A 26,526-nucleotide genomic window follows, 5' to 3' on the forward strand; every position below is an offset into this window, starting at 1 on the left:
CCGTCACGACGTCGACCTGCCGGGTCTCGTCGCCGAGACGAGCCCGTAGCCGAAGGTGCCGTCGCGCCAGAAGGCCTCGAGGATGTCGCAGGAGCGCAGGAACGCGTCGCGACCCGCCGTGCCGATCAGCTCGACGACCGCGTCGTGGTGGGCGTCGGCGTTGGCGCGCCACCGGTCGAACGTCGGCAGCGTCGCCGCCGTGAGGTCGTCGCTGCGGTCGAGCACCAGGCCGTGCTCCGTCGCGAGGGCGCCGAAGCCGTCGAGCGACTCGAAGTGCGCGTCGCCGAACGCCTCGCGCAGCACCGCGAAGTCGTCGCGCCGCTCGCGCACCTCGCGGAACGCGATCTCGCGCCACCACACCAGGTCGCACAGCACGAGTCGCCCGCCGGGCCGCAGGACGCGCGCGCACTCGGACACCAGGGCGTCCTTGTCGCGCATGAGGTGCGCCGACTCCATGACCCACACGCGGTCGAACGAGGCATCGTCGAAGCCGTTGGCGGTGCCGTCGCGCTGCTCGAACGTGACGCCGTCGACGCGCGCCTCGGCCGTGCGCCGCCGGGCCGTCTCGACGCCCACCGCGCTGGTCGTGATGCCGACGACCTCGACACCGAACCGGCCGGCGATCGTCCGCGCCGGCGCGCCCGAGCCGCACCCGACGTCGAGGACCCTGAGGCGTCCGGACGACTGCAGGTCGGCCGCCGCGACCATGCGCTCGGTCAGCGCGCGGGTCGCGACGTCGAGCGGCTCGTCGCCGTCGTCGAAGACGCCGTAGTGCAGCTCGTCGCCCAGCAGCAGCTGCCACGCGGCCATGACGCGGTCGTAGTGCGAGGCCGGATCGTAGGACTCCTTGGCGGTCATGACGCGTCCTCCCTCGTGCCGACGCGGCGGGCCGGCGACCCCATCACGACGGCGTCCTCGGGAACGTCCGACAGGACGACCGAGTTGGCCCCGACCACGGCGTTGCGCCCGATCGTCACCCCGCCGACGAGCACCGCGTTGGCGCCGATCAGCACGCCGTCGCCGATCGTCGCGAACTCCTGCTCGCGTCCGGGCCTCGCGTCGTAGTGGCGCGCCGCGCACGTGACCCCGCCCGCGAACGTCACGTCGTCGCCGATCACGAGGCCGAAGCCGATCGTCACGCCGACGGGGTGCGCCAGCATGAACCCGCGGCCGACCTGCATGCCGGCGCCGAAGTCGGCGCCGACCAGGACGTTGCCGAGCGTGCGCAGCGAGTGCGCCGCCGTGACGTGGCCCGAGCGGAACAGGCACTGCTGCGAGCGCAGCAGCAGCGAGGCGAGCAGGCCCGGGACGCTCGGGACGCGCAGCAGGACGTGCAGCCAGCCCTGCCGCGCGCCAGGACGGTAGCGGGCGTAGTCGGAGAACACGAGGTCGCGGAAGCTCAGCGCGTCGGAGGCGGGCGTGACCACGTCAGACCTCCGTCCCGGGCCGGACGAACACGCCGTCGATCTGCAGGATCTCGCCGGTCGGTGCCGCGTACCCCTGCTCGAGACCCACCATCTGGAACCCCTCCTCGTACATGCGCCCCACGGCCTCGTCGATCAGCATGCCGCCGCCGTACAGCGGCACCAGCGACAGCTCGAGCTGCACGCCGACGCACGCCGCGAGCGTCGCCGGCCCGCCGTCGAGCACCTCGCGCTCGAAGCCCTGCGTGTCGATCTTGAGGAAGGGGCGTCGGTGGCCGGCCAGCGCCTCGGCGACCTCGTCGTCGAGGCGTCCGACCGTGACCGACTCGGTGCCGACGTAGCGGACGGACGGTGCCGCGGCGACGTGCGTGTCGAGCATCGGCAGCACCGAGCTGCTGGTGCTGTTGGACGCGATGTTCATGGTCAGCTCGCCCGGCTCGGCGCCCAGCGCGAGGTGGCGGGCCGTCCAGCCGGGGTCGGCCGCGATCGTGCGGCGCAGGCGGTCGAACGCCCGCGCCTGCGGCTCGAACGAGACGATGTCGCCGCGGTAGCCGAACGACCGCAGCGACGTGCCGTAGCCGCCGTCGGCCGCGCCGACGTCGAGCACGAGGTCGACCCCGTGCCGGGTCAGCACGTGCTGCCGCCGCGTCGCGGGGTGCCGGCGCAGCTCGAACCCTCGACGTCCGAGACGGTCGGCCACGGCGTGCATCGCGCGGGTGCGGACGTTCACCGGGCGCCCGCCTGCAGCACGCGACGACGGTCGAAGGCCCGACCGTCGGCGTCGACGCCCAGCAGCGTCATCGCGAACTCCTCGGCCGACACCTCGCCGAGCGGCGTGCCGGCGACGATCCCGCCGTCGATCGCGCGCCGCATCGCGTCGCCGATCGAGGCGGCCGTGAAGTCGCACGCGATGCCCGTGCCGGTGGCCTCGACCTCGCGGGCCCGCACGCGCGAGCCGGCCGTCACGACCGGGACGCCGGCGGCCTGCGCCTTGCCCATGATGCCGCTGGGGCCGTTGTTCGTCAGGGCCAGCGGGACGACGTCGACCGACGCCACGAACCGGTCGAGCACGTCGTTGTCGAGGAACTCGTCGCGCAGGAAGACCCGGGCACGGTCGACGTCGTCGAGCCCGCGCGCCCACGCGCGCACCTCGTCGTCGAAGCCTCCCGCGACCACCAGCGTGGCGTCGAGGCCCGCCGCCGAGATCGCGTCGAGCACCAGCTGCGGGTTCTTGCGGGCGTCGACGGCACCGAAGATGCCGACGAGCAGCCGGTCGGGGTCGAGCCCCAGCACCGCGCGGTGCTCGGCACGGTCGCGCGAGTGGGCCGAGCAGTAGTGCGGGTCGCGGACGCGCTTGACGATCCAGCCCTGCGCGGTGTCGTCGCGGCCGCTGAAGCCCACGACGCGGTGCAGGCTGCGCGTCGCCATCGCGACGACCGCCAGGACGGCCTTGGGGCCCCGCAGGCGCCAGCCCGTCAGGTCGGTCAGCGCGAGCCGCGCCGGGTAGCGGGTCAGCATGAAGACGACGCGCGGGCGCACGGGCAGACCACGGAACAGCCGCGGCGCGACGGCCCACCAGCGCTTGAGCGCCTGGTCGGCGTCCATCACGACGACGCGTCCGACCGGCGCGTCGCCGCGGCGGGCCGCGGCCGCGCACCGGTCGGCGACCTCGGACGCCATCGCGCGGGTCGGCGGGTGGATCTCGTCGAACGGGTCGAGCACCGTCAGCTCGCCGCGGCCGACCAGGTCGCCCAGGTGGACGTCGAGGGCCACGCTGCGGCGTCCCTCGGAGCTCGTGAGCAGCACGACGGGACCGAAGGCGCGCGCCAGCCGGGCGACGGCCGCGACGGCCTGGAAGCGGTGACCGCCGGGGTCGGGCTCGACGACGAGCGTCGTGCTCCGGGCGTCGCTCATCGGCCCTCCAGACCGTCCGGGTGCCCGGTCGGACGAGGGCACCTGTCCCCCAACCAACGAGCCCGGACGCGAGTGGTTACTGCCGTTCGCGAGGTCTCGGATCACGGTGAAATCGCGCGACGCAGACGTTATGGTCGGGGCGTGAACCCTCGACTGCACGCCGTGCTGCGGCCTCCCGTGCTGGCCGTCAACACCCCCCTCGCGCGGCGACGCACGTCGCGCACCCTGGCCTCGACCCCGCGGCCGCTGCGGCTCGAGCTCGGCGGCCTGGCGCCCCGCGAGGGGTGGGTCGTGACCAACGTCAACGCCGTCACGCGCCACTTCCTCGACGCGACCCGCACGTGGCCGCTCGAGGACGCCTCGGTGTCGCACGTCTACTCCGACAACGTCATCGAGCACGTGCCGCTCGAGGCCGGACGCACGCTGTTCGCCGAGGCGTTCCGCTGCCTGCGACCCGGCGGCGTCATCCGGTTCGTGACGCCCGACCTGCGCGGTCACGTCGACCGCTACCTCGCGGGCGTCTCGCCGCAGGGCGATCCCGAGGCCGCGGTCTACGAGCAGTACGGGCTGACGGTCGACCACCCGCTCGACTGGGTGCGCATCCCGATCGCGTCGTTCGGCCACCACACGGGCTACGTGTACGACTTCGAGACGCTCGCGGTCGAGCTCGAGCGCGTCGGCTTCACCGACGTCACCCGCTCGGTGCCGGGCTCGAGCGACCACCCCGAGCTCGACGGCCTCGACCAGCGGGCCGACGAGGGCGGCGCCCAGATGGCCGTGGAGGCGACCAGGCCCGGGGACGTCGCGTGACGTCCCCGGGCCTGACGTCGCGCGTCGCGACGTCGCTGTGGAACCGTCGCAACCCGCAGTGGGCCGCGGGGCGTCCGGGCCACCTGTCGCCGCACCTCGAGCTCGGCGCGCGCGACGTGCCGCGCTACCTGCGCGACTCCCTCACCGTCCGGGCCGCCGCCCTGCGACCGCAGCGGCGCCCGTGGATCACGCGCGACGCGCTCACGATCCTCGACCAGCTGCTCAGGCCCACCGATCGCGGCATCGAGTGGGGCTCGGGCGGCACGACGGCGTGGTTCGCGCAGCGCATCGAGCACCTGACGTCGGTCGAGGGCTCGCCGCAGTGGCACGCGAGCCTGCGGGCCGACCTCGACGCCGGTCACGTCGACAACGTCGACCTGCGGCTCGTCCCGTTCGACGAGCTCGGCTACGAGACGCCCGAGCACCGGTCGGCGTACGTCGACGCGGCGCCCGAGATCGCGCCCGCGTCGCTCGACCTGGCCTTCGTCGACGGCGAGTACCGCGACGACTGCGTGCTGCGGGCGCTCGACCTGCTGCGCCCCGGCGGCCTCCTGGTCGTCGACAACGCCGAGACCTACCTGCCCACCACGACCCGGTCGCCGTGGCACGTCGGCGCACCCGCCACGAACGGGTGGCAGGAGTTCGTCGACCGCACCGAGCGCGAGGGCTGGCGGCGCGTCTGGACGACCAACGGCGTGTGGGACACCGCGATCTGGTGGGCTCCCTCGTCCTGACACGCGGGTGACGCGTCAGGCGCCGCGGCGACGGGCGATCTGCTCGGCGACGTTGCGCGCCCAGATCTGCGGCGACAGCCGGGTCGACAGCGCCCGGCTGATGCGCGACATGTCGGCCAGCGTCTCGGGCGAGCAGCCCGACACGCGGGCCATCGCCGCGGCCCACTCCTCGACGTCGCCGGCCGGCACGACCCACCCGTTGGCGTGGTCCTGCACCAGGCCCGCGGCGACGCCCGCGAAGTCGGTGCACAGCACCGGCAACCCCGACGCCGTCGCCTCGTGCACGACGACCCCGTAGGGCTCGACGTGCGACGGCACGACGCTGCACGAGACCGTCCGCATCAGCTCGGCGACGCCCGCGGGCTGGACGAACCCGTGCATCGTGACGCCCGGCTGGTCGCGCAGCAGGTGGTCGAGCGGGCCCAGGCCCACGACCTCGAGCGTCCACGGGTCGTCGACCAGCTCGCGGTACCGCCGGTACGCCGCCGCGAGGACGTCGGCGCCCTTGTGGTCGACGAGCCGCCCGACGAACAGGAACGAGCGGCGTGCGGCGAGCTCGTCGCCCGCACGCTCCCCTCCGCCACCGAACAGCGACAGATCGGCCGACAGCGAGCCCCGGATGACGTCGGCCGGTCCGAACCCGAGCATGCGCGCGTACGTCTCGGAGCGCTCGCTCGGCACCATCGCGACCTCGGCGACCGAGTGCACGTACCAGCGGCTCGTCGCGCGCCCCAGCCACTGCCGCGGCGCCGCCCGCCAGAGGTTGTCCATGACCAGCACGCGGACCACGCCGGACGGCAGCGACTTCATGACCGCGCGGTAGGAGTCGGCGAAGTTCCACGAGCTCATGACGACGGCGTCGGGGTCGAAGCGGCGCACCCGGTCGACGAGCTCGGCCGCGGACGGCTCCGACGTCCACTCGAGCAGCTCGGCGAACGACGCGACCCCCAGCTCGTCGAAGGCCGTGTCGCGCATGGCCCCCACCGCGACCTCCGGGCTGCCCGGCTGGACGACCAGCAGCTCGTGGCCCAGGCGGGCGAGCTCGCGGTACTGGGCGGCCAGGTACCCGGTCAGCCCGTTGCCGAGGAAGGCGATGCGCACGACGGCACCCTAACAGCGCGGCCGCCTAGACTCTGGGCGTGAAGTTCCTCAACGACCTGCTGCCCCAGTACGACCTGACGTACAACGACGTCTTCATGGTCCCGGCCCGTTCGGGGGTCACGAGCCGCTTCGACGTCGACCTGTCCACCGCCGACGGCACGGGCACGACGCTGCCCCTCGTGGTCGCCAACATGACCGCGATCTCGGGCCGCCGCATGGCCGAGACGATCGCGCGCCGCGGAGGTGTCGCGATCATCCCGCAGGACATCCCGCTCGACGTCGTCGCCTCGACCGTCGACCGCGTCAAGGCCGCGCACACGGTCTACGACACCGCCGTCACGGTCAGCCCGTCCACGACGGTCGGCGAGGCCATGAGCCTGATCCCCAAGCGCGCCCACGGTGCCGTCGCGGTGGTCGACGACGACGGCGCGTTCCTCGGCGTCGTCACCGAGCGCGACGGCGCCGAGGTCGACCGCTTCGCGCAGGTGCGCGAGGTCATGACGACCGACGTCCTGACGCTCGCGGTCGGCGCCGATCCGCGCACGTGCTTCGACCAGATGACGGCGCAGCACATCGACGTCGCCCCGGTCGTCGCCGACGGACGCCTCGTGGGCGTCCTGACCCGCAAGGCCGCCCTGCGGTCGACGATCTACGAGCCCGCCGTCGACCCCGACGGACGCCTCGTGATCGGCGCCGCGGTCGGCATCAACGGCGACGTCACGGGCAAGGCCGAGGCCCTGCTCGCGATGGGCATCGACGTCCTCGTCGTCGACACCGCGCACGGCCACCAGGAGAAGATGCTCGAGGCCCTGCCGCTGGTCGTCGCGGCCCGCGACGCGCGGGTCGCCGCGGGCGGGCGACGCGTCCCCGTCGCGGCCGGCAACGTCGTGTCGGCCGACGGCGTGCGCGACCTCGTGGCCGCGGGCGCCGACATCGTCAAGGTCGGTGTCGGTCCGGGCGCGATGTGCACGACCCGCATGATGACCGGCGTGGGCCGCCCCCAGTTCTCGGCCGTCCTCGAGTGCGCCGCGGCGGCGACCGAGCTCGGCGCGCACGTGTGGGCCGACGGCGGGGTCCGCTACCCCCGTGACGTCGCGCTCGCGCTCGCCGCGGGAGCGGCGAGCGTCATGATCGGCTCGTGGTTCGCCGGCACGCTCGAGAGCCCCGGCGACCTCAAGGTCGGCACCGACGGCCGGCCGTACAAGGACTCGTTCGGCATGGCGTCGGCGCGCGCGGTGTCGAACCGCACGCGCGACGCGGCCGGCTTCGAGCGCGCCCGCATGGCGCTGTTCGAGGAGGGCATCTCGACCGGACGCATGTTCCTCGACCCCGACCGTCCGGGCGTCGAGGACCTCGTCGACTCGATCGTCGCGGGCGTCCGCTCGAGCGCGACGTACGCCGGAGCGCGGTCGGTCGCGGAGTTCCACGACCGCGCCGTCGTCGGGCTGCAGAGCTCGGCCGGCTACGACGAGGGCCGTCCCCTCCACGCGTCCTGGTGATAGGCGGCAACCCAGCCCGGAAGTGCGGAGAAGCGGACCTTTCTACCGCGGTAAGGAGGTCCGGTTGTCCGCACTTCTGGGCTGGTGGTGGCGGACGCCGTCGAGGATGAGCGAGAGGCCGAGGTCGAACGAGGCCGCGTCGGCGCCGGCCGGGGCGTCGTCGCCGATCGCGCCGACGCTGCTGGCCTGGAGGTGCGCCTGCTCCTCCGACACGTGACCGAAGACGAAGTGCAGGATCGTCGTCGCGGCGGCCCGGGCCAGCTCGGCCGGAAAGCCTCCGCGGTCGACCGCCCGCACCAGCGGCACGAGGGGCGAGACGTGTCCCAGACCGAAGGCCTGCACCGTCGCGATCAGCTCGGCGCCGTCGCGGTACGCCAGCATGGCGTCGCGCAGCGCGTGCCCGGCGCCGACGACGGCGACGTCCCACGGCACGTCGTCGGCGGACGGACGGCGACCGCGCTCGAGCAGCTCGTCGGCGACCGCGGCCAGCAGGTGCTGCTTGCTCGCGAAGTGGTGGTAGAGCGCGGACGGCTGCAGGCCCAGCTCGGCGGCGATGCGCCGCATCGACAGATCGGCCAGGCCGTACTGGTCGAGGACGTCGACGGCCCGCTCGACGACGTCGCTCCTGCGGTAACGCACTCCGACTCCTGACGTTGACAACCGACGGCGATCCTACGCTAACCTGAACGCCGTTCACCTGAGCACCGTTCAGGTACCGCCCCCAGGAGCCCCGATGTCCAGCACCACGACCCGTCGTCCCGTCGCGAGCACGACCGATCTCGCCCTGATCGCGACGTTCGCGGCCCTCATCGCGGTGTGCGCCGTCTCGGCCGCGCTGCCGTTCGGCGTCAACGGCGTGCCCGTCACGCTGCAGCTGTTCGGCATCTTCCTGGCCGGCGCGGTGCTGGGCGCGCGTCGCGGATTCCTCGCCGTCGTGCTCTACCTCGTCGTCGGGGCCGCGGGCCTGCCGATCTTCGCCGGTGGCACGTCGGGCATCGCGCCGTTCACGGGCGTCACCGGCGGCTACCTGTTCGCGTTCCCGTTCGCCGCACTGGTCGTCGGCCTGGCCGTCGAACGGGCCCACCGCCGCAGCGTCGCGGTCACGGCCGGGGTCGTCCTGGCCGGCGGCGTCGTCGCCGAGGCGCTGGTGTGGATCGTCGGCGCGACCGGCATCGCGCTGTACGCCGACACCCCGTGGGGCACGACGGTCACGAGCTCGTTCGCGTACGTCCCGGCCGACCTGGTCAAGCTCGCCGCCGCCGCGGTCGTCGCCGCGGCCGTGCACCGGGCCTTCCCGGCCCTGCTGTCGCGCGCTCGGTAGCGTTCGGCCCATGGCCGACATCGCGTTCGACGACGTCACCGTCACCGCCGAGGCGTCCGGCGGCGACGTCGTCATCCTCCGCGACGTCACGGCCACCCTGACGCAGCACCGCGTCGCGCTCATCGGCGGCAACGGGTCGGGCAAGTCGACGATGGCGCGACTCGTCAACGGGCTGGTCTCGCCGTCGTCGGGCACCGTGACGGTCGACGGCCTCGACGTCGCGTCCGAGGGCCCGGCGGTCCGCCGGCGGGTCGGCTTCGTGTTCACCCAGCCCGCCGCCCAGCTCGTCATGCCGACCGTCGCCGAGGACGTCGCCCTCTCGCTGCGGCGACTCGTCAAGGACAAGGACGAGCGGCAGCGCCGCGTCATGGACGTCCTGGCGACGTACGGCCTGGCGCACCTCGCCGACACCAGCGTGCACGCGCTGTCGGGGGGCCAGCAGCAGCTGCTCGCGCTCGCGGGGGTGCTGGCGACCGAGCCGTCGATCGTCGTCGCCGACGAGCCCACGACGCTGCTCGACCTGCGCAACTCCGCGATCGTCGCCGACCGGCTGCTGTCGCTCGAGCAGCAGCTCGTGCTCGTGACGCACGACCTCGACCTCGCGCTGCGCTGCGAGCGGGTGCTGGTCGTCGAGGGCGGCCGGATCGCCGCCGACGGCGAGCCCGCCGAGGCCGTCGCCTGGTACCGCGAGAGCGTGACGTCGCCGTGAGGGGCGCACTGCCGCTCGGCACGTACCGTCCGGGCACGACGGTCTGGCACCGCATCCCGGCGGGCCCCAAGCTCGGTCTCGTCGTGCTGACGAGCATCGTCGTCGTCGCGCTGCGGGGGCCGTGGCCCCCCGTCGCGGCGCTCGTCGGCGCGGTGCTGCTGTCGGCCTGGGCCCGCGTGCCGCCCGGGGCCGTCTGGCGTGGGCTACGGCCACTGGTGGTCGTCGTGACGGTGCTGGGCGGCTTCCAGTGGTGGCAGCGCGGCTGGCCCGTGGCGGTCGAGGTCGTCGCGACGACGCTCGCGCTCGTCGTGGTCGCGACGACGTTCACCGCGACGACGCCGATGGACCGGATGCTCGACGCGATCGTCCGGGGGCTTCGACCGTTCCGACGTCTCGGTGTCGACCCCGAGAAGGTCGCCCTCGCGTTCTCGCTCATGATCGGGGCGATCCCCGCGATCTTCGAGATCTTCCGCGAGACCCGCGAGGCCGCCAAGGCCCGCGGGCTCGAGCGCAGCCCCCGCGCCAACCTGTCCCCCATGGCGATCCGCACCGTCGCCCACGCCTACGACACCGGCGCTGCCCTCCACGCCCGCGGCATCGGCGACGACTGACCCCGCCGGTGGCGCCGACGCGTCCCGGCGCGGACGTCATCACATCAGTACCTGGGGTGCCGCACCCGTGATGACGTCCCCGGACGTCATCACATCAGTACCTAGGCCACCGCTTCTACGATGACGTCCGCACCGGACCCCGCGCGGTAGCGTCGGCGGATGGACAACCTCGTCACCGCCCTGGTCGCCGCGGCGGCGCTCGTCGCGGTGGCGGCGTTCGCGCGGTGGTGGCTGCTGGCGCGCCGCCCCAGCCTCGGGACGCCGGAGGACCGCGCGACGTACGAGACACTGCACACGACGGCCCTCGCGGCGCCCGCGCTGCGCCGCGGGCTCGACGCCGAGAGTGCCGCCAGTGCCCTGCCCCACGTCCGGACGCTGCTGGGCGCCCGCACCGTCGCGATCACCGACACCGAGGGTCCGCTCGCGTGGGACGGCCCGGGCGAGCACGCCGACGTCGCCGACCTCGTGCGCGCCGCGATCGGCAGCGGCACGACGCGGGCGGCCGGACGCGTGATCGTCGCACCCCTCGCGGTCGAGGAGCGCGTCGTCGGCAGCGTTGTGATCGTCACCGACGAGGCCTCGGCGGGCCTGGCCCGCGCCACGACCGAGGTCGCGCGCTGGATGTCGAGCCAGCTCGAGCTCGCCGAGCTGGCCACGTCGCGCACGGCGCTGATGGAGGCCGAGCTGCGCGCGCTGCGGGCCCAGATCTCGCCGCACTTCATCTACAACTCGCTCGGCGCCATCGCGTCGTTCGTGCGCACGGACCCCGAGCGGGCCCGCGAGCTGCTGCTCGAGTTCGCCGACTTCACCCGCTACTCGTTCCGCCAGCACGGCGAGTTCACGACGCTGGCCGAGGAGCTGCGGTCGATCGAGCGCTACCTCGTGCTCGAGAAGGCCCGGTTCGGCGACCGCCTGCGGGTCGTGACGCTCGTCGCGCCCGAGGTGCTGAGCGTGACGCTGCCGTTCCTGTCGGTGCAGCCGCTGGTCGAGAACGCCGTCCGGCACGGTCTCGAGAGCCGCGCGGGCGACGGCACGATCACCGTCACGGCGCTCGACACCGGCCCCGAGTGCCTCATCACGATCGAGGACGACGGCGCCGGCGTCGACCCCGAGGTCGTCCGGGCGGCGCTGTCGGGGCGCAACCCCAGCGCGTCGGTGGGTCTCGCGAACGTCGACGAGCGCATGCGGACGGTCTACGGCAACGCGTACGGCATCGTCGTCGAGACGGCACCGGGCTTCGGCACCAAGGTCTCGCTGCGGGTGCCCAAGTTCTCGCCCGACGTCGACACGTCGTCCTGACCGACCGACTTGTGGCGCGGGTCACCATGGGGGCAGGATCGGCCCCATGCCCGCCTCGCTGCACGCCCTCGTCGTCGACGACGAGCAGCCCGTCCTGGACGAGCTGGTGTGGCTCCTGCAGCGCGACGACCGCATCGCCTCGGTGCGCGGCACCCACAGCGGCACCGACGCGCTGCGCCTGCTCGAGCAGGGCGGCATCGACCTGGTGTTCCTCGACGTCGCGATGCCGGGGCTGAGCGGTCTCGACATCGCCCGGTTGCTGGGCCACTTCCGCGCCGCGCCGCAGATCGTGTTCGTCACGGCCCACGAGGCGCACGCCGTCGAGGCCTTCGAGATGAACGCCGTCGACTACCTGCTCAAGCCGATCCGCGAGGAGCGGCTGCGCGAGAGCGTGCGGCGGGCCAGCGCGGGTGCCGACACCGACCGGGGCACGTCCGCGGGTGACGAGCAGATCGCGGTCGAGCTCGGCGGGGTGACACGCTTCGTCTCGCGGGCGTCCGTCGCGCACGCCGAGGCGCAGGGCGACTACGTGCGCCTGCACGTCGCCGACGGCTCGAGCCACCTCGTGCGGACGCCGCTGGGCACGCTCGCCGACGAGTGGGCCGACGCGGGGTTCGTGCGCATCCACCGCAGCATCGTGGTCAACCTGGCCCACGTGCGCGAGGTGCGGGTGCAGGCCGGACGCTGCAGCGTCGTCGTGCAGTCGGGCACCGAGCTCGTCGAGCTGCAGGTGGCCCGCCGCCACACCCGGGCCCTGCGCGACCTGATCCACGAACGCGCCCTGTGAGCGACGACGGGCAGCACCCGCCGCCCACCGGACGGGTGCGCGTCACCAACCCGCTGACGTCGGCGCCGGCGCACGTCCGCCGCAGCGTGCGCCAGGAGATCGACGAGTCGACCGGGATCGGCGAGATCTACATGCAGTCGCTGATCCGCTCGCAGCTGCGGGCCGCGATCGCGGTGGCCCTGACGCTGGTGCTGTCGATCGGCGCCCTGCCGCTGACGTTCATGGCCTTCGACACCGTCACGGAGTTCCGCGTGCTGGGGGTGCCGGCGCCGTGGCTGATCCTGGGCGTCGCGGTCTACCCGGGGCTGTTCGGCCTGGGATGGGTCTACATCCGCCAGGCCGAGCGGGCCGAGCGCGACTTCGCCGAGCTCGTGCAGCCTGATCGCGCCGACGAGCCGTGAACACGACGTACGGCGTCGTGGCCGTGGCCCTGGTGTCGCTCGCGACGCTCGGCATCGGTGCGTTCGGCCTGCGGTTCAGCCGCACGACGAGCGACTTCTACGTCGCGTCGCGCTCGGTCAGTCCCGTGTGGAACAGCTCGGCGATCGGCGGGGAGTACCTGTCGGCGGCGTCGTTCCTCGGCGTCGCGGGGCTCGTCCTGGCCTACGGCGCCGACATGCTCTGGTACCCGATCGGCTGGACGACCGGCTACCTGATGCTGCTGGTGTTCGTCGCGGCGCCGCTGCGGCGGTCGGGCGCGTACACGATCCCCGACTTCGCCCAGGTGCGGCTGCAGTCGGTGCGGGTGCGGCAGGTCGCGAGCGTGCTCGTCGTGGCGGTCGGCTGGCTGTACCTCATGCCCCAGTTCCAGGGCGCGGGCCTGACGTTGCGCACCGTCACGGGGGCGCCCACGTGGGTCGGCACGGTGCTGGTCGCGGTCATCGTCGTGATCAACGTCGTGTCGGGCGGCATGCGCAGCATCACGTTCGTCCAGGCCTTCCAGTACTGGCTCAAGCTCACGGCGCTGCTCGTCCCGATGTTCTTCCTGGTGCACGCGTGGACCGACGACGGACGCCCGTCCCCCGTCGCCCCCGAGGCGTGGTTCACGCCGTTCGGCGGCACCGACGGCCCCGGCCTCTACCTGACGTACTCGGTGCTGGTCGCGACGTTCCTCGGCACGATGGGCCTGCCGCACGTCGTCGTGCGGTTCTACACCAACCCGGACGGTCGTGCGGCCCGCCGCACGACCCTGATCGTCCTGGCGCTGCTCGGCACGTTCTACCTGCTGCCGACGGTCTACGGCGTGCTGGGACGCATCTACGCGAGCGACCTGCTGGCCTCGGGCAGCGCCGACACCGTCGTGCTCGAGCTGCCGTCGCGGGTCCTCGGCGGAGGGCTGGGCGAGGTGCTCGCGGCACTGCTGACGGCGGGCGCGTTCGCGGCCTTCCTGTCGACGTCGTCGGGCATCACGATGTCGGTCGCGGGGGTCATCGGCCAGGGGCTCTCGCGCGGGCGCGCCGGACGTCGACGCCTCAGCACCATCGCGGCCCTGCGGATCGCCGCGGCCGGCGGCATCCTCGTGCCGCTGCTGCTGGCGCTGTCGGCCGAGCGCATCGCGGTGGCCAACTCGGTGACGTTCGCCTTCGCCCTGGCCGCGTCGACGTTCTGCCCGCTGCTGGTGCTGGGCATCTGGTGGCGCGGGCTGACGGCGCGGGGAGCCGTCGCGGGCATGATCGGCGGCGGCCTGTGCGCCGGCATCGCCCCCGTCATGACGATCGCGTGGCAGCCCGAGGGGTGGCTGGGCGTGCTGATGAGCCAGCCCGCGGCGTGGTCGGTGCCGGTCGGCTTCGGGCTCATGGTCGGCGTCTCGCTGCTGACCCGCGCCGACGTGCCCGACAACGTCTCGCGCACCATGGTCCGGCTGCACACGCCCGAGCACATCGCCGTCGACCGCCGCGACTGAGGCGGGGCAACCGCTCGTCCCGCCGGGACGACCGCTCGTCGCGCCCCTCCGACCGCACGCCGCACCGCGACCCCACCTCCGGCGCACGGGGCCCGTGGTGATCTGGCTCACACCCCTGGAGCGCCCTAGCGTCGTGGACGGCCGCGCCCCTCGCGCCGCCCTCACACGGAAGAGGTGAACCATCGTGGCGGAGAGAGCGACTCCCCAGGCCCAGGCGGCCTACGACCGCATCCACGCGTCGGACGAGTTCAAGCAGCTGAAGAAGACCTACATGGGCTTCGTCGTGCCCATGACGGTCGGCTTCATGGTCTGGTACCTGCTGTACGTCCTGTGCTCCAACTACGCGCCGGGCCTCATGAACACCAAGGTCTTCGGCAACGTCAACATCGCGCTGCTGTGGGGCCTGCTGCAGTTCATCACGACCTTCGGCATCGCGTTCTGGTACGCCCGCTTCTCCGCCAAGAACATGGACCCCATCGCCGACGCCCTCAACGAGGCGTACGAGAAGGAGGCCAACGCATGAGCACCTCGCTCGCAGGCATCACGTTCGTCCAGGCGTCGTCCTCCGACGACCACCAGGCCCTCACGGCCACCCTGTTCCTGCTCGTCGTGCTGCTGACCGTCGGCATCACGTTCTGGGCCAGCCGCAACACCAAGACGGCGGCCGACTACTACGCCGGCGGGCGCAGCTTCAGCGGCGTCCAGAACGGCTTCGCGATCGGCGGCGACTACATGTCGGCGGCCTCGTTCCTCGGCATCTCCGGTGCCATCGCGCTGTCCGGCTACGACGGCTTCCTGTACTCGATCGGCTTCCTCGTGGCGTGGCTCGTGGCGCTGCTCCTGGTCGCCGAGCTGCTCCGCAACTCCGGACGGTTCACGATGGCCGACCAGCTCGCCTACCGGATGCGGCAGACACCCGTCCGGACCGCCGCGGCGACGTCGACGATCGTCGTGTCGATCTTCTACCTGCTGGCCCAGATGGTCGGCGCCGGCGCCCTCGTGTCGCTGCTGCTCGGCGTCGACAGCCAGACCGCCAAGAACCTCACGATCGTGGCCGTCGGCATCCTGATGATCTTCTACGTCGTCATCGGCGGCATGAAGGGCACCACGTGGGTCCAGATCGTCAAGGCCGTGCTGCTGATGGGCGGCACGATCCTGATCAGCGTCCTGGTGCTCGCCAAGTTCGGCTTCAACGTGTCCGAGCTGCTCGGACAGGCCGCGCAGAACAGCGGCAAGGGCTCGGCCTTCCTCGAGCCGGGGCTCAAGTACGGCGCCACGACGACGAGCAAGATCGACTTCATCTCGCTCGGCATCGCCCTGGTGCTCGGCACCGCCGGCCTGCCGCACATCCTCGTGCGGTTCTACACCGTCCCGACGGCACGCCAGGCCCGCCAGTCGGTCCTGTGGGCGATCGGCATCATCGGCTCGTTCTACCTGCTGACCCTGATCCTCGGGTTCGGCGCGGCCGCTCTCGTCACGGGCGACGCCAAGCAGCGCATCATCGACTCCGGCGGCAACCTGGCCTCCCCCCTGCTGGCCGAGGCCGTGGGCGGTGGTCCCGGCACGACCGGCGGCGCGGTCCTGCTGGCCCTCATCTCGGCGGTCGCCTTCGCGACGATCCTCGCCGTCGTGGCGGGTCTGACGCTGACGTCGGCCTCGTCGGTGGCGCACGACCTGTACGCGAGCGTCTGGAAGAAGGGCAAGGCGTCGGGTGCCGACGAGATCAAGGTCGCCCGCATCTCGGCGTTCGTCATCGGCGGCATCGCGATCGCCCTGGCCATCCCCGGCCAGAGCCTCAACGTCGCGTTCCTGGTGGCGCTGGCCTTCGCCGTGGCCGCCTCGGCCAACCTGCCGGCCCTGCTGTTCAACCTGTTCTGGAAGCGCTTCAACACCCGCGGCGTGCTCTGGAGCATCTACGGCGGACTGATCTCGTCGGTCGGCCTGGTGATCTTCTCGCCGATCGTCTCGGGCAAGGGCGTCGACGCCACCGGCAAGAACCTGTCGCTCCTGCCGACCAGCGTCGACATCAGCTGGTTCCCGCTCGAGAACCCCGGCATCGTGTCGATCCCGCTGGGCTTCCTGCTCGGCTACCTGGGCACCATCACGTCGAAGGAGCGCTCGAGCGAGGACCGCTTCGCCGAGCTCGAGGTGCGGTCGCTGACGGGAGCCGGCTCCGAGAAGTAGCACGCTGCGCTCGCTCGGTCCGTGGTCACCTCCACGGGCCGGGCGAGCCTTCCGCGCGCGGTCGGCGGATGCACAGGTGGCGGACGCCTCGCGTTCAGGTTCGTCACACGTGGGGCGGGCAGGGTGGTGCCATGCCCACCCCCTCGGACGCCGACGAGTCCCCCGCGTCACGGCGCGCGGTGCGGGTCGATCTGTGGGCCGGAACGGCCCTCCTGCTCGTCGTCATCGGCGGAGACCTGGTCTGGCGGGTGTCGGACGCCGGACTGATCTCGGCGCTCGCCCGACGCTGACCTGCGCCCCCGGCCCGATCGCTTGTAGGCTCGCGGGTATGAGCACCCAGGACGAACCGACGATCGGCCGGCTGATCGGCGACGCGATGCGCGACATCACGCTGCTGCTCCAGACGGTCATCAAGCTCGCCAAGAGCGAGCTGCGCGTCAGCGTCAAGGCCGGCGGCATCGGCGCCGGCATGATCGCGGTGTCGGCGTTCTTCGGCCTGCTCATCATCGTGATGCTGTCGATCTCGGTGGCGTACTTCATCGTCATGGCCGGGCTCGACCCCGCGTGGGCGTTCCTGATCGTCGCGGGCTTCTACCTGCTCGTCGTGGTGCTGCTGATCCTGCTGGGCATCAGGCTGCTCAACAAGGTCAGCGTGCCCGAGAAGACGATCGCCGCCGCCAAGGAGATCCCGGCGGCGCTCAAGGGTCAGACCGGCACGCCGTCCCCGACGCTGCCGACGCCCGGGGCCGCAGGCCCGGGCCGGCACGTCAGCTCGCCGCGCCGGACCTCCTGAACCCCGCGACGATCCGGCCCAGCAGGCCCGCCACCAGGGCGACCGCGCCCACCAGGGCGATCTGCTCGAGCCACGCCGACAACGAGTCGGCCGCCCGCTCGACCAGCAGCTTCTGCACCTGCTGCGCGAACGGCGACAGGCCCTCGGCACGGTCGACGGCCTGCGGGGCGACGATCTCGGTCGCGACGCGCAGCACGCCCGCGACCACGAGCGCCCCGACCCCCAGCCCCGCGACGGCGAGCGTGCGCCGCCGTGCCACCACGAGGCACAGCGCCGCACCGGCCAGGACGATCATGAGCCCCAGCAGCGAGTAGGTCTGGGCCCGCTCGAGCTGCTGCAGCCTCGACCGGTCGGCGGCCGTGCCGACGGGCGCCTCGAGGTCGGTCGACACGTCGAGCGACACCGGCAGGCGCTCGCCGGCCCGATCGGCGACGAACCGCCCGAGCGGCTGGAGACGCACCGTGAGCGGCCCGCTGCCGTCGCCGAACGCCGAGCGGTGCAGGCTCCGCTGCGTCTCGTCCCACGCCGCGACGAATCCCGGCTGGTTGGCCGCAGCTTGCGCGACGCTCGTCAGCACCCCCGCCGCGGTGTCCTGCAGCGGGGCCGGCACGAGGCCGCGCTGCACGAAGTCGTCGGCCAGGTAGGTCGCGACCGCGGCCTGCAGGTCGTCGTCGGTCGCGAGGGAGCTGCTGAACGCCACGTACCCGTCCTCGTCGACGACGTGCGTCGACACCCAGAACATCGGCACCGTCACGATCGCGACGACGACGGCGACGAGACCCGCGACGAGCGCCGTCACGGTCCTCACGCGCACTCCCCCGTCGACACCTCGGCGGTCGCCCGGACGCCCTCGCGGGCGTCGTCGGCGACCTGGTCGGCCGTCAGCGCGTAGCCCGTCGACGTGTCGGACACCGACGCCGCGAAGATGACCCCCAGCACGTCTCCGCGCTCGGACACCAACGGCCCGCCGGAGTTGCCCGAGCGCACCAGCCCGCGCACCGCGAACGTCTCGCGCACGACCTGCCCGCGGTCGTAGATGTCAGGGCTGCGCAGGCGCAGCTCGCTGCGGATGCGGGCCGCGCGAGCGTCGAACGGACCGTTCTGCGGGTACCCCAGGACCGCCGCGGGCTGGCCGGCCTCGCCGGAGTCGTCGAACGAGAGCGGCTCGAGGTCGACCCCGTCGACGGCCAGCACCGCGATGTCGAGCCGCTTGTCGAACAGCACGACCCGGGTCGGCACCTGCCGGCCGTCGACGACGATCGAGGGCGTCTCGACACCCGCGACGACGTGCGCGTTGGTCATGACGCGGCCGTCGGCGTAGGCGAATCCCGAGCCCTCGATGCCCCGGTCGCACCGCGCCTGGCCGAGCACCTTGACGACGCTGTCGCGGGCCCGGCGCACGCCCGTGCTGGCGAGCGTGGCCTCGTCGGGCGGCGAGACCTGCGTGATGTCCTCGGACTCGAACGGGTCGATGTAGCGCGGGAACAGGTTGGAGTCGAGGACCTCGTTGAACGACCTCAGCACCGAGGTCGCCCGGGTCGGCATGACGCCGTCGACCTTCTCGAGGATCGACGAGTCGCGCGAGGCCGTCGACAGGTACGGGATCGACGTGCCGCTGACCGAGTAGCCCAGGGCCCACGCGGCGGCCAGCACCGCGACGATGCTGAGGGCGCTGCCCCCGACGGCGTCGAGCGATCGCAGGGGCTGCCACGTCAGGCCGCGCCGCAGCCCCGTGCCGACGAGCGTGCCGATCGCCTGGCCGACGGCGCCGGCGCCGATCACCAGGCCCAGCGCGAGCAGCGAGCTCGACAGCGTCGGCAGGTTGCCCGACAGCAGCCGCGGCACGATCGCCAGCGCCAGCAGACCGCCGGCCAGGAGGCCCAGCGTCGCGACGAGGTTGACCACGAAGCCCTGGAAGTAGCCCGACACGGCGTAGGCGACGAGCACCACGACGATGATGACGTCGAGGGAGTTCACGACGGCAGCTCGGGCAGGGGACGGGTCACGGTGTCGTCCCACGGCTGGTCCCAGCCCAGCACCTCGAACAGCCGCGCGACGATGCCGGCCGTGAAGCCCCACAGCGGCATGGGCGTGCCGACCTCGAAGGCGGGCCCCCGCCAGCCCGACGGGTGCGCGACGCTGAACCGGTTGGCGGGGTCGACGAGCTCGGCGATGGGCTGGTGCAGCACCGTCACGACCTCGAGGTCGCTGACGGGACGCAGCGGGGTCGGGGTGCGCCAGTAGCCCAGCACCGGGGTCACCGCGAAGTTGCTCGGCGGGAGCCACAGCGTCGGCAGCGTGCCGAAGACGTCGACCGTCGTCAGGTCGAGCCCGACCTCCTCCTCGGCCTCGCGCAGGGCCGTCGCGACGGAGTCGGCGTCGCCCGGGTCGGCCTTGCCGCCGGGGAACGAGATCTGGCCCGCGTGGTTGCGCATCGTGGTGGCGCGCTCGGTCAGGAGCAGCTCGGGCCCGTCGGCGCCGTCGGAGAACAGCAGCAGGACGGCGGCGGGACGCGCGTCGGGCGGCACGTCGGGGAACCGCGGCGACAGCTGGAACGACTGCACGGACCCCGCGAGCTCGGCCAGCGGACGGAGCCAGTCGGGCAGCGTGTCGGCCGTCATGGCGTCACTCCCAGGTGTCGTCGGATCGCGGACGTCAGGTCGTCGTACGAGTCGTAGGCGGTTCGTTCGGTGGCGACCATTCTTCCCTGCGCGTCCACGAAGATCGTCTGCGGCAGACCGACGACCTTCAGATCGGCCTTGGTCGCCTCGTCGGGGTCGGCCAGCAACGGGTAGGTGACGCCGGCCGAGCGGGCCAGCTCGATCGCGGCGTCGGGATCGCCGTCCTTGTAGTCGATGCCGATGAAGCGGACGTCGTCGCCGTAGGCGTCGGCGGCGCGCGCCAGGACGGGCAGCTCGGTGCGGCACGGCCCGCACCAGCTCGCCCAGAGGTTGATGACCGTCGGGGTGCCGGTCAATGTCGACAAGTCGACCGGGGTGCCGCCGCCGAGGCACGACAGCGTCGTGGCCGGGAGGGTCGCGTCGCCCGTCGCGGGCGCCCCGGCCGGCGGGCAGTCGGCGATGCCGGCCGCCGCCTTGGCCGCGGCGAGCTCGGCCGGCGCGACGGTGCTGCCGGACGAGTCGGCACCACCGCCCCCGAACGTCGGCTTGGTGCCGTCGTCGCCATCGCCGGTGCCGGACGACGAGCAGCCCGCCACGACCAGCAGCGACGCGAGCGCCGTCGCCGCGAGGCGCCTCCTCACGCCGGCCCCTGGGTCGTGACGAGGGCCGCGGCCTCGACCGGGTCGGTCGGACCCGTGCCGAACGCGGGGCACCAGCGGGCCACGGGGCACGCTCCACAGGCCGGCTTCTTGGCGTGGCAGCGACGGCGTCCGTGCCAGATCAGCCGGTGGCTCAGCATCGTCCAGTCGCGGCGCGGGAAGATCGCGGCGATCGCGTGCTCGGTCTTGACCGGGTCCTTGGCGATCTCGGGCGGCACCCACTCGAAGCGTCGCACGAGCCGCGCGAAGTGCGTGTCGACCGTCAGGCCCGGCACGTCGAAGGCGTTGCCCAGCACGACGTTGGCGGTCTTGCGACCGACGCCGGGCAGCGTCACGAGCTCGTCGAGCCGTGCCGGCACCTGCCCGTCGTAGCGGTCGACGAGGGCCGCCGACAGGCCCAGCAGGCTGTCGGTCTTGGCGCGGAAGAAGCCCGTCGGGCGCAGCACCTGCTCGAGCTCGGCCCGCGAGGCCGACGCCATCGCGGACGGATCGGGCCACGTGGCGAACAGACCGGGGGTCACGGCGTTGACGCGGCGGTCGGTCGTCTGCGCCGACAGCACCGTCGCGACCAGCAGCTCGAACGGCGACGTGAAGTCGAGCTCGCACCCGGCCTCGGGATACGTCTCGGCGAGCACCCGGTGCATCTTGCGGGCCCGACGCACCAGGGACGTCTCCGGTCTCGTCACGGTCGTCGGCACGTGCTCAAGCCTACGTGGCTCGGCGCGTATCACGCCGTCGAGCGCCCTGATGTGGGAAACTGCGCAAGGGTGCGCGTACTGTGACTCCCGATACACGACCGTTAGGAAGACCGTGACCGACGACGTTCTCCGCCAGGCACCGCTGTTCTCCGGCCTCGACGACGAGGTGGCCAGCGCGCTCGAGGCCTCGATGTCCTCGTCGAGCCTGCGCCGTGGCGAGATCCTCTTCAGCGAGGGCGATGACGGCAACCAGCTGTACGTCGTCACCGAGGGCAAGATCAAGCTCGGACGCACGTCGCCCGACGGACGCGAGAACCTGCTCGCGATCCTCGGCCCCGGACAGATGTTCGGCGAGCTGTCGTTCTTCGATCCCGGCCCCCGCTCGGCGACCGCCACGGCCGTCACCGACGTCGAGCTCAAGAGCCTCGGCCACGAGGCCCTCTCGCCCGTGCTCAACGCCCACCCCGACGTCGCCCACGCGCTGCTGAACCAGCTCGCCGGCCGCCTGCGCCGCACCAACGAGGTCGTCGGCGACCTCGTCTTCAGCGACGTGCCGGGCCGCGTCGCCAAGGCGCTGCTCGACCTGGCGTCGCGCTTCGGCCGCCGCGCCGACGACGGCATCCACGTCAACCACGACCTGACGCAGGAGGAGCTCGCCCAGCTGGTCGGCGCCTCTCGCGAGACCGTCAACAAGGCCCTCGCCGACTTCGCCAGCCGCGGCTGGCTGCGCCTGGAGCCGAGGAGCGTCGTCATCCTCGACCTCGAGCGTCTCCAGCGCCGCGCCCGCTGACCGTCCGCGCTTCCTGCCGGCGGCGGCACCCGCGGAATCCCCGGTGAACCCCGTTCTCCGTCACCTCACCCCTGATGCGTCCTGGGTGCGGTGAACGGAAACGGGGTTCATCCCGTTTGCTTCCGGGGTGGACCTGGGAATCCGGCGCGGCGGACGGGCGGACCGTCAGGCGCGCAGGTGGTCGAGCTGGGCGGAGACGCTGAGCTCGGCGGCGCCCCACAGGGACTCGTCGACGTCGCGGTAGACCGTCTCGACGACCTCGCGGGCCGTCGTCGCGCCGGCCTCGACGGCCGCGCGCACCTGGTCGAGGCGCTCGGCACGGTGCTCGAGGTAGAAGTCGACGACCTCGGCCGGTGACTCGATGACGGGCCCGTGACCCGGCAGGATGCGCTCGACCAGCCCCTCCTCGACGAGCTCGCGGACGTGCGCCAGCGAGTCGAGGTACGGCCCGAGCACGCCGTCGGGGTGCGCGATGACGGTCGTGCCGCGGCCGAGGATCGTGTCGCCGCTGAGCAGCGACGCCTCGGCCCCCAGCAGGAAGCACGTCGAGTCGGTCGTGTGACCCGGCGTCGCGAGCACCTCGATCGACAGGCCGTCGACGTCGATCGTCTCGCCGTCGGTCAGCGGCTCGGCGCCGCGCGAGAACTCCGGGTCGATCGACCGGGCCGGTGCCCCCGTCAGCTCGACGAGTCGGTCCAGCGCCTCGGTGTGGTCGAGGTGGCGGTGCGTGAATAGCACGAGGCCGACCTCCCCGGCGGCCGCCAGCACGGCCTGCAGGTGGGCGTCGTCGGACGGGCCGGGGTCGACGACGACCGAGCGCGTCGCGCCGGGCTCGCGCAGGATCCACGTGTTGGTGCCGTCGAGCGTCATGATGCCGGGGTTCTCGGCCAGGACGAACGAGGCGCGGTCGGTGACGGTGCGGACGCTCATGGGTTCTCCCCCAGGTAGGTCTCGAGGTACGGCTCGCCGTCGACGAGCACGAGCTGCGGCAGGATCGTCGGGAACTCCCGCCCGACCGACGCGTCGACGACCGTCGCCGCGGTGTGCGCCGCGACGTCGCGGCACGCCGCGATCGTCGGCGGCATCATGGCGGCCTCGCCGGCGTCGACCGCCGCCAGGACGCGCGACAGCGGGGCCCACGTGGCGTGGTCGGACTCGCGGCTCATCGAGCCGACCCGCTGGCCGGCCGGCAGCGCCGCGACGAAGAAGCGGGCGTCGTAGCGACGCGGCTCGAACTCGGGCGTGATCCAGTGGGCCCAGGCGCCCAGCAGGTCGGCGCGCAGCACGAGGTCGTGGTCGGAGAGGAACTCGGCGAACGACATCTCCCCCTCGTCGAGGGCGCTCCGGGCCGCCTGCATGTCGTCGCCGCCGGTGTCGGAGACGACGTTGTCGGCGTCGGGGCCGGCCAGCAGGATGCCGGTCTCCTCGAACGTCTCGCGCACGGCCGCCACGACCAGCCCCTTCGCGAGGTCGGGCGCGCAGCGGAACCGGGCACCCCACTCGTCGGCTCCCGGCCCGACCCACGGGACGTCGTGCTCGACGTCGGACGTCGTCAGCCCACCGCCCGGGAAGACGTACATGCCGGCAGCGAAGGCCATGCTGGTCTGCCGGCGCATCAGGTACGCCTCGATGCCCTCGTGGCCGTCGCGGACCACCACGATCGTCGCGGCGTCGCGCGCCGCGACGGGCTCGGCCGACGGGTTGGCCGCCGCCTCGCGCAGGCGCCCGGGCATCGGGATGCGGTTCATCGAACCTCGACGACCAGCTCGACCTCGACGGGCGCGTCCAGCGGCAGGACCGGGACGCCGACGGCGCTGCGGGCGTGCTGCCCGGCGTCGCCGAAGGCCGTGCCGAACAGCTCGCTGGCCCCGTTGGCGACGGCCGGCTGACCCGTGAAGTCGGGCGTGCTCGCGACGAAGACCGTGGCCTTGACGACGCGCACGACCTCGTCGAGGTCGCCGACGACCGACTTGACGGCCGCGATCGCGTTGAGCGCGCACTGGCGCGCGCAGTCGTACGCCAGCTGCGGGTCGACGCCGTCGCCGACCTTGCCGGTGGCGAGCAGCTCGCCCCCGCTCAGGGGCAGCTGCCCCGACGTGTAGACGTACGAGCCCGTGCGCACCGCCGGGACGTAGACCGCGACGGGCGCCGGCGCCTCGGGGACCGTGTGCCCGGCCTCGGCCAGCCGGCTCTCGACGGCCGACATCAGACGGTGCCCGTCATGCGACCGGACGCTTGAAGTAGGCGACCAGGTTCTCGGGGTTCATGCCCGGCACGATCTGGACGAGCTCCCAGCCGTCCTGACCGAAGTTGTCGAGGATCTGCTTCGTGGCGTGCACGAGGACCGGTGCGGTGAGGTACTCCCATTTCGTCATGCGCCGACTGTATCGGGCCTGTCGACCGTCATCCCGACGCGACGAGCATCACGGCCCCACAGCCCGGATCGGGAGGCGATTTCCGGTGTCGTCGGTAGTCTCGAGACGTGGCTCAATCGACCCAGCTCCATGTCGTCACCGGCAAGGGCGGCACCGGCAAGACGACGGTCGCCGCCGCGCTCGCGATGTCGCTGGCGGGCCGCGGCAAGAAGGTGCTGCTGTGCGAGGTCGAGGGGCGCCAGGGCATCGCGCAGCTGTTCGACGTGCCGCCGCTGCCCTACGAGGAGCGCCAGATCGCGGTGGGTCTCGGCGGTGGCGAGGTCTACGCACTGGCGATCGATCCCGAGGCCGCGCTGCTCGAGTACCTCGCGATGTACTACCGACTGGGTCGAGCCGGCAAGGCGCTCGACAAGTTCGGCATCATCGACTTCGCCACGACGATCGCGCCCGGCGTCCGCGACGTCCTGCTGACCGGCAAGGTCTACGAGGCGGCGCGCCGCCGCACGGGCGACCGCTTCACGTACGACGCCGTCATCATGGACGCCCCGCCGACCGGCCGCATCACGCGCTTCCTCAACGTCAACTCCGAGGTCGCGGGCCTGGCGAAGGTCGGACCGATCCGCCGTCAGGCCGACTCGATCATGGAGATGATGCGGGCGCCCGAGACGCACGTGCACCTCGTCACGGTGCTCGAGGAGATGCCGGTCCAGGAGACGATCGACGGCATCGCCGAGCTGACGTCCGAGCGGCTGCCCGTCGGCCACGTCGTGCTCAACCTCGTGCGCCCCTCGGTGCTGTCGGACGACTCGCAGACCGCGCTGGCGGGCGCGTCCCTCGAGCCGGCGGCCGTCGCGAAGGCCATGGCGGGCGCCGGCCTGGCCCGCGACACCGACGCCGCGGCGGCGCTGATCGCCGGGGGCCGGGCCCATCTCGAGCGCCAGCACCTGCAGGACGCGCAGCGCGAGATCCTCGACGAGTGCGGCCGCCCCCTGGTCGAGCTGCCGCTGCTGAGCGACGGCATCGACCTCGGCGCCCTGTTCGAGCTCGCCGAGCAGCTCACCGACCTGCACGGGGGGACCGGACGATGACCGGCAAGGCCCACACCAGCCCGTCCGCCCGCAAGGGCCGCACCTCGCCCCGCGGCGGCACGAGCGGACGCAGCGCCCCCTCGACGGGCGGGGCGCTCGACGTCGACGCCCTGCTCGACGACCGCACGACCGAGATCGTCGTGTGCTGCGGATCGGGCGGCGTCGGCAAGACCACGACCGCCGCCGCGCTGGCCCTGCGCGCGGCCGAGAAGGGCCGCGCGGTCTGCGTGCTGACGATCGACCCGGCCCGCCGGCTCGCGCAGTCGATGGGCCTGACCGAGCTCGACAACACGCCCCGGCCCGTCAAGGGCGCGGCGCTCGACGGTGGCTCGCTCGACGCCATGATGCTCGACATGAAGCGCACGTTCGACGAGGTCGTCGAGCAGCACGCGACGCCCGAGAAGGCCGCGCAGATCCTGACCAACCCGTTCTACGTCGCCCTCTCCAGCTCGTTCGCGGGCACGCAGGAGTACATGGCCATGGAGAAGCTCGGCCAGCTGCACGCGACGGGCCAGTGGGACCTCATCGTCGTCGACACCCCGCCGTCGCGCTCGGCGCTCGACTTCCTCGACGCCCCCGACCGACTGTCGTCGATGCTTGACGGACGCTTCATCAAGCTGCTGCTGGCGCCCGCCAAGGGGCCCGCCCGCCTCATCAGCGCCGGCTTCGGCATCGTGACGAGCGCGCTCAACAAGATCCTCGGCGCGCAGGTGCTGACCGACATGCAGACGTTCATCGCCGCCTTCGACACCCTGTTCGGCGGGTTCCGCCAGCGGGCCGAGGGCACCTACGCGCTGCTGCAGGCCGAGGGAACCGCATTCGTCGTCGTGGCGGCACCCGAGCCCGCCGCGATGCGCGAGGCGTCGTACTTCGTCGAGCGTCTGGCCGGCGAGGGCATGCCGCTGGCGGGCCTCGTCGTCAACCGCGTGCACGAGACCGGGGCCGACGGCATCACGGCGGTCGACGCCGAGTCGGCGGCCCGCAAGCTCGACGACGCCGGCACCGCCGACGAGCGCGCCACGGGCGAGCTGCTGACGATCCACGCCGAGCGCATGCGCGTCTCGGCCCGCGAGGAGCGCCTCAAGCGACGCTTCTCGGCGGCCCACCCCGGTGTGCCGACGGTGTCGGTCGCCGCGCTGGCCGGCGACGTGCACGACCTCGACGGCCTGCGCCGCATCGGCGACCTGCTGGCCGGCGACGACTAGC

At 72.9% G+C, this 26,526-nt stretch carries 32 protein-coding genes; 17 read left to right on the top strand and 15 right to left on the bottom strand.

The features are described from left to right. Positions 1-3: 3 nt before the first annotated feature. The 4 genes from IFT73_RS09055 to IFT73_RS09070 are packed head-to-tail and all read right to left on the bottom strand — an operon-like array spanning position 4 to position 3,338. The gene (locus IFT73_RS09055) at positions 4-858 is read right to left on the bottom strand and encodes a cyclopropane-fatty-acyl-phospholipid synthase family protein (protein ID WP_192167347.1); all 855 of its coding nucleotides are present in this window, start codon (positions 856-858) and stop codon (positions 4-6) included. Next, entirely contained in the window at positions 855-1,427 is a 573-nt protein-coding gene (locus IFT73_RS19585; protein ID WP_371811212.1) for a serine O-acetyltransferase, read from the bottom strand. Before IFT73_RS19585 ends, IFT73_RS09055 begins: the two co-directional genes overlap by 4 nt. Before the next feature lies 1 nt (position 1,428). Then, entirely contained in the window at positions 1,429-2,154 is a 726-nt protein-coding gene (locus tag IFT73_RS09065; RefSeq protein ID WP_056603433.1) for an FkbM family methyltransferase, read from the bottom strand. Beyond that, the gene (locus tag IFT73_RS09070; protein ID WP_192167348.1) at positions 2,151-3,338 is read right to left on the bottom strand and encodes a glycosyltransferase; all 1,188 of its coding nucleotides are present in this window, start codon (positions 3,336-3,338) and stop codon (positions 2,151-2,153) included. The genes IFT73_RS09065 and IFT73_RS09070 overlap by 4 nt, the downstream gene beginning before the upstream one ends. 141 nt (positions 3,339-3,479) lie before the next feature. Here IFT73_RS09070 and IFT73_RS09075 point away from each other — a divergent pair, with 141 nt between their 5' ends. Then, the gene (locus IFT73_RS09075; protein ID WP_192167349.1) at positions 3,480-4,148 is read left to right on the top strand and encodes a methyltransferase domain-containing protein; all 669 of its coding nucleotides are present in this window, start codon (positions 3,480-3,482) and stop codon (positions 4,146-4,148) included. After that, complete coding sequence (locus IFT73_RS09080; protein WP_192167350.1) at positions 4,145-4,882, top strand: class I SAM-dependent methyltransferase; 738 nt, start codon at positions 4,145-4,147, stop codon at positions 4,880-4,882. The genes IFT73_RS09075 and IFT73_RS09080 overlap by 4 nt, the downstream gene beginning before the upstream one ends. 15 nt (positions 4,883-4,897) lie before the next feature. Here IFT73_RS09080 and IFT73_RS19590 read toward each other — a convergent pair whose 3' ends face one another. Then, positions 4,898-5,983 (bottom strand): glycosyltransferase family 4 protein, encoded by a 1,086-nt coding sequence (locus IFT73_RS19590; RefSeq protein WP_192167351.1) that lies wholly within the window; start codon positions 5,981-5,983, stop codon positions 4,898-4,900. A 38-nt stretch (positions 5,984-6,021) separates the two neighbouring features. Between IFT73_RS19590 and IFT73_RS09090 the strand changes: the two genes are divergently transcribed. Then, entirely contained in the window at positions 6,022-7,482 is a 1,461-nt protein-coding gene (locus IFT73_RS09090; protein ID WP_192167352.1) for a GuaB1 family IMP dehydrogenase-related protein, read from the top strand. Between the two features lie 42 nt (positions 7,483-7,524). On the opposite strand, the gene IFT73_RS09095 is transcribed toward IFT73_RS09090, so the two are convergent. Further along, complete coding sequence (locus tag IFT73_RS09095; RefSeq protein ID WP_192167353.1) at positions 7,525-8,121, bottom strand: TetR/AcrR family transcriptional regulator C-terminal domain-containing protein; 597 nt, start codon at positions 8,119-8,121, stop codon at positions 7,525-7,527. A 94-nt stretch (positions 8,122-8,215) separates the two neighbouring features. Between IFT73_RS09095 and IFT73_RS09100 the strand changes: the two genes are divergently transcribed. The 11 genes from IFT73_RS09100 (at position 8,216) to IFT73_RS09150 (ending at position 17,089) form a co-directional block, all read left to right on the top strand. Further along, positions 8,216-8,803: a biotin transporter BioY gene (locus IFT73_RS09100; protein ID WP_192167354.1), complete on the top strand. Its 588-nt coding sequence runs from the start codon at positions 8,216-8,218 to the stop codon at positions 8,801-8,803. A 10-nt stretch (positions 8,804-8,813) separates the two neighbouring features. Beyond that, entirely contained in the window at positions 8,814-9,512 is a 699-nt protein-coding gene (locus tag IFT73_RS09105) for an energy-coupling factor ABC transporter ATP-binding protein (RefSeq protein ID WP_192167355.1), read from the top strand. Further along, positions 9,509-10,123 (top strand): energy-coupling factor transporter transmembrane protein EcfT, encoded by a 615-nt coding sequence (locus tag IFT73_RS09110; RefSeq protein WP_192167356.1) that lies wholly within the window; start codon positions 9,509-9,511, stop codon positions 10,121-10,123. The genes IFT73_RS09105 and IFT73_RS09110 overlap by 4 nt, the downstream gene beginning before the upstream one ends. Before the next feature lie 159 nt (positions 10,124-10,282). Further along, positions 10,283-11,422, top strand: a complete 1,140-nt coding sequence (locus IFT73_RS09115) for a sensor histidine kinase (protein WP_192167357.1) — start codon at positions 10,283-10,285, stop codon at positions 11,420-11,422. Positions 11,423-11,468: 46 nt separating this feature from the next. After that, the gene (locus tag IFT73_RS09120) at positions 11,469-12,209 is read left to right on the top strand and encodes a LytTR family DNA-binding domain-containing protein (protein WP_192167358.1); all 741 of its coding nucleotides are present in this window, start codon (positions 11,469-11,471) and stop codon (positions 12,207-12,209) included. Further along, positions 12,206-12,610, top strand: coding sequence for a hypothetical protein (locus IFT73_RS09125; protein WP_371811213.1), 405 nt, complete (start codon positions 12,206-12,208; stop codon positions 12,608-12,610). Before IFT73_RS09120 ends, IFT73_RS09125 begins: the two co-directional genes overlap by 4 nt. Next, positions 12,607-14,112 carry a cation acetate symporter gene (locus IFT73_RS09130; protein ID WP_192167359.1) on the top strand — a complete coding sequence of 502 codons (1,506 nt, stop codon included), beginning with the start codon at positions 12,607-12,609 and terminating at the stop codon, positions 14,110-14,112. Before IFT73_RS09125 ends, IFT73_RS09130 begins: the two co-directional genes overlap by 4 nt. Before the next feature lie 184 nt (positions 14,113-14,296). Then, positions 14,297-14,635: a DUF485 domain-containing protein gene (locus tag IFT73_RS09135; RefSeq protein ID WP_233556600.1), complete on the top strand. Its 339-nt coding sequence runs from the start codon at positions 14,297-14,299 to the stop codon at positions 14,633-14,635. Continuing rightward, positions 14,632-16,296 (top strand): cation acetate symporter, encoded by a 1,665-nt coding sequence (locus tag IFT73_RS09140; RefSeq protein WP_192167360.1) that lies wholly within the window; start codon positions 14,632-14,634, stop codon positions 16,294-16,296. The genes IFT73_RS09135 and IFT73_RS09140 overlap by 4 nt, the downstream gene beginning before the upstream one ends. Before the next feature lie 131 nt (positions 16,297-16,427). Beyond that, the gene (locus IFT73_RS09145) at positions 16,428-16,586 is read left to right on the top strand and encodes a hypothetical protein (RefSeq protein ID WP_157432399.1); all 159 of its coding nucleotides are present in this window, start codon (positions 16,428-16,430) and stop codon (positions 16,584-16,586) included. A 38-nt stretch (positions 16,587-16,624) separates the two neighbouring features. Further along, entirely contained in the window at positions 16,625-17,089 is a 465-nt protein-coding gene (locus IFT73_RS09150) for a phage holin family protein (protein ID WP_192167361.1), read from the top strand. Here IFT73_RS09150 and IFT73_RS09155 read toward each other — a convergent pair. Genes IFT73_RS09155 through nth form a run of 5 tightly spaced genes read right to left on the bottom strand, consistent with a single transcriptional unit; the run spans position 17,064 to position 21,013 of the window. Further along, positions 17,064-17,897, bottom strand: a complete 834-nt coding sequence (locus IFT73_RS09155; protein WP_192167362.1) for a hypothetical protein — start codon at positions 17,895-17,897, stop codon at positions 17,064-17,066. The genes IFT73_RS09150 and IFT73_RS09155 overlap by 26 nt on opposite strands. Then, a complete protein-coding gene (locus IFT73_RS09160; protein ID WP_192167363.1) occupies positions 17,894-19,066 on the bottom strand; it encodes a MarP family serine protease in 1,173 nt (390 codons plus the stop codon). Before IFT73_RS09160 ends, IFT73_RS09155 begins: the two co-directional genes overlap by 4 nt. Next, on the bottom strand, positions 19,063-19,710 hold the full coding sequence (locus IFT73_RS09165) for a CoA pyrophosphatase (protein ID WP_192167364.1): 648 nt from the start codon (positions 19,708-19,710) through the stop codon (positions 19,063-19,065). Before IFT73_RS09165 ends, IFT73_RS09160 begins: the two co-directional genes overlap by 4 nt. Then, on the bottom strand, positions 19,707-20,351 hold the full coding sequence (locus IFT73_RS19280; RefSeq protein WP_197983859.1) for a TlpA disulfide reductase family protein: 645 nt from the start codon (positions 20,349-20,351) through the stop codon (positions 19,707-19,709). The genes IFT73_RS09165 and IFT73_RS19280 overlap by 4 nt, the downstream gene beginning before the upstream one ends. Then, the gene (gene nth, locus IFT73_RS09175; RefSeq protein WP_192167450.1) at positions 20,348-21,013 is read right to left on the bottom strand and encodes an endonuclease III; all 666 of its coding nucleotides are present in this window, start codon (positions 21,011-21,013) and stop codon (positions 20,348-20,350) included. The genes IFT73_RS19280 and nth overlap by 4 nt, the downstream gene beginning before the upstream one ends. A gap of 166 nt (positions 21,014-21,179) precedes the next feature. Here nth and IFT73_RS09180 point away from each other — a divergent pair, with 166 nt between their 5' ends. Continuing rightward, a complete protein-coding gene (locus IFT73_RS09180) occupies positions 21,180-21,857 on the top strand; it encodes a Crp/Fnr family transcriptional regulator (RefSeq protein WP_056603489.1) in 678 nt (225 codons plus the stop codon). Between the two features lie 165 nt (positions 21,858-22,022). Here IFT73_RS09180 and IFT73_RS09185 read toward each other — a convergent pair whose 3' ends face one another. The 4 genes from IFT73_RS09185 to IFT73_RS09200 are packed head-to-tail and all read right to left on the bottom strand — an operon-like array spanning position 22,023 to position 24,232. After that, on the bottom strand, positions 22,023-22,787 hold the full coding sequence (locus IFT73_RS09185; RefSeq protein ID WP_192167365.1) for an MBL fold metallo-hydrolase: 765 nt from the start codon (positions 22,785-22,787) through the stop codon (positions 22,023-22,025). Further along, the gene (locus tag IFT73_RS09190; RefSeq protein ID WP_192167366.1) at positions 22,784-23,605 is read right to left on the bottom strand and encodes an NUDIX hydrolase; all 822 of its coding nucleotides are present in this window, start codon (positions 23,603-23,605) and stop codon (positions 22,784-22,786) included. Before IFT73_RS09190 ends, IFT73_RS09185 begins: the two co-directional genes overlap by 4 nt. Continuing rightward, positions 23,602-24,063 carry a RidA family protein gene (locus tag IFT73_RS09195; RefSeq protein ID WP_056603498.1) on the bottom strand — a complete coding sequence of 154 codons (462 nt, stop codon included), beginning with the start codon at positions 24,061-24,063 and terminating at the stop codon, positions 23,602-23,604. Before IFT73_RS09195 ends, IFT73_RS09190 begins: the two co-directional genes overlap by 4 nt. Before the next feature lie 13 nt (positions 24,064-24,076). Beyond that, a complete protein-coding gene (locus IFT73_RS09200; RefSeq protein ID WP_118397113.1) occupies positions 24,077-24,232 on the bottom strand; it encodes a DUF4177 domain-containing protein in 156 nt (51 codons plus the stop codon). A 107-nt stretch (positions 24,233-24,339) separates the two neighbouring features. Here IFT73_RS09200 and IFT73_RS18630 point away from each other — a divergent pair, with 107 nt between their 5' ends. Then, positions 24,340-25,320 carry an ArsA-related P-loop ATPase gene (locus IFT73_RS18630; RefSeq protein ID WP_371811214.1) on the top strand — a complete coding sequence of 327 codons (981 nt, stop codon included), beginning with the start codon at positions 24,340-24,342 and terminating at the stop codon, positions 25,318-25,320. Beyond that, positions 25,317-26,525, top strand: coding sequence for an ArsA-related P-loop ATPase (locus IFT73_RS18635; protein WP_197983861.1), 1,209 nt, complete (start codon positions 25,317-25,319; stop codon positions 26,523-26,525). Before IFT73_RS18630 ends, IFT73_RS18635 begins: the two co-directional genes overlap by 4 nt. Position 26,526 lies beyond the last annotated feature (1 nt).

It is taken from the genome of Aeromicrobium sp. CFBP 8757 (assembly GCF_014841755.1).
Taxonomy (GTDB): Bacteria; Actinomycetota; Actinomycetes; order Propionibacteriales; family Nocardioidaceae; genus Aeromicrobium.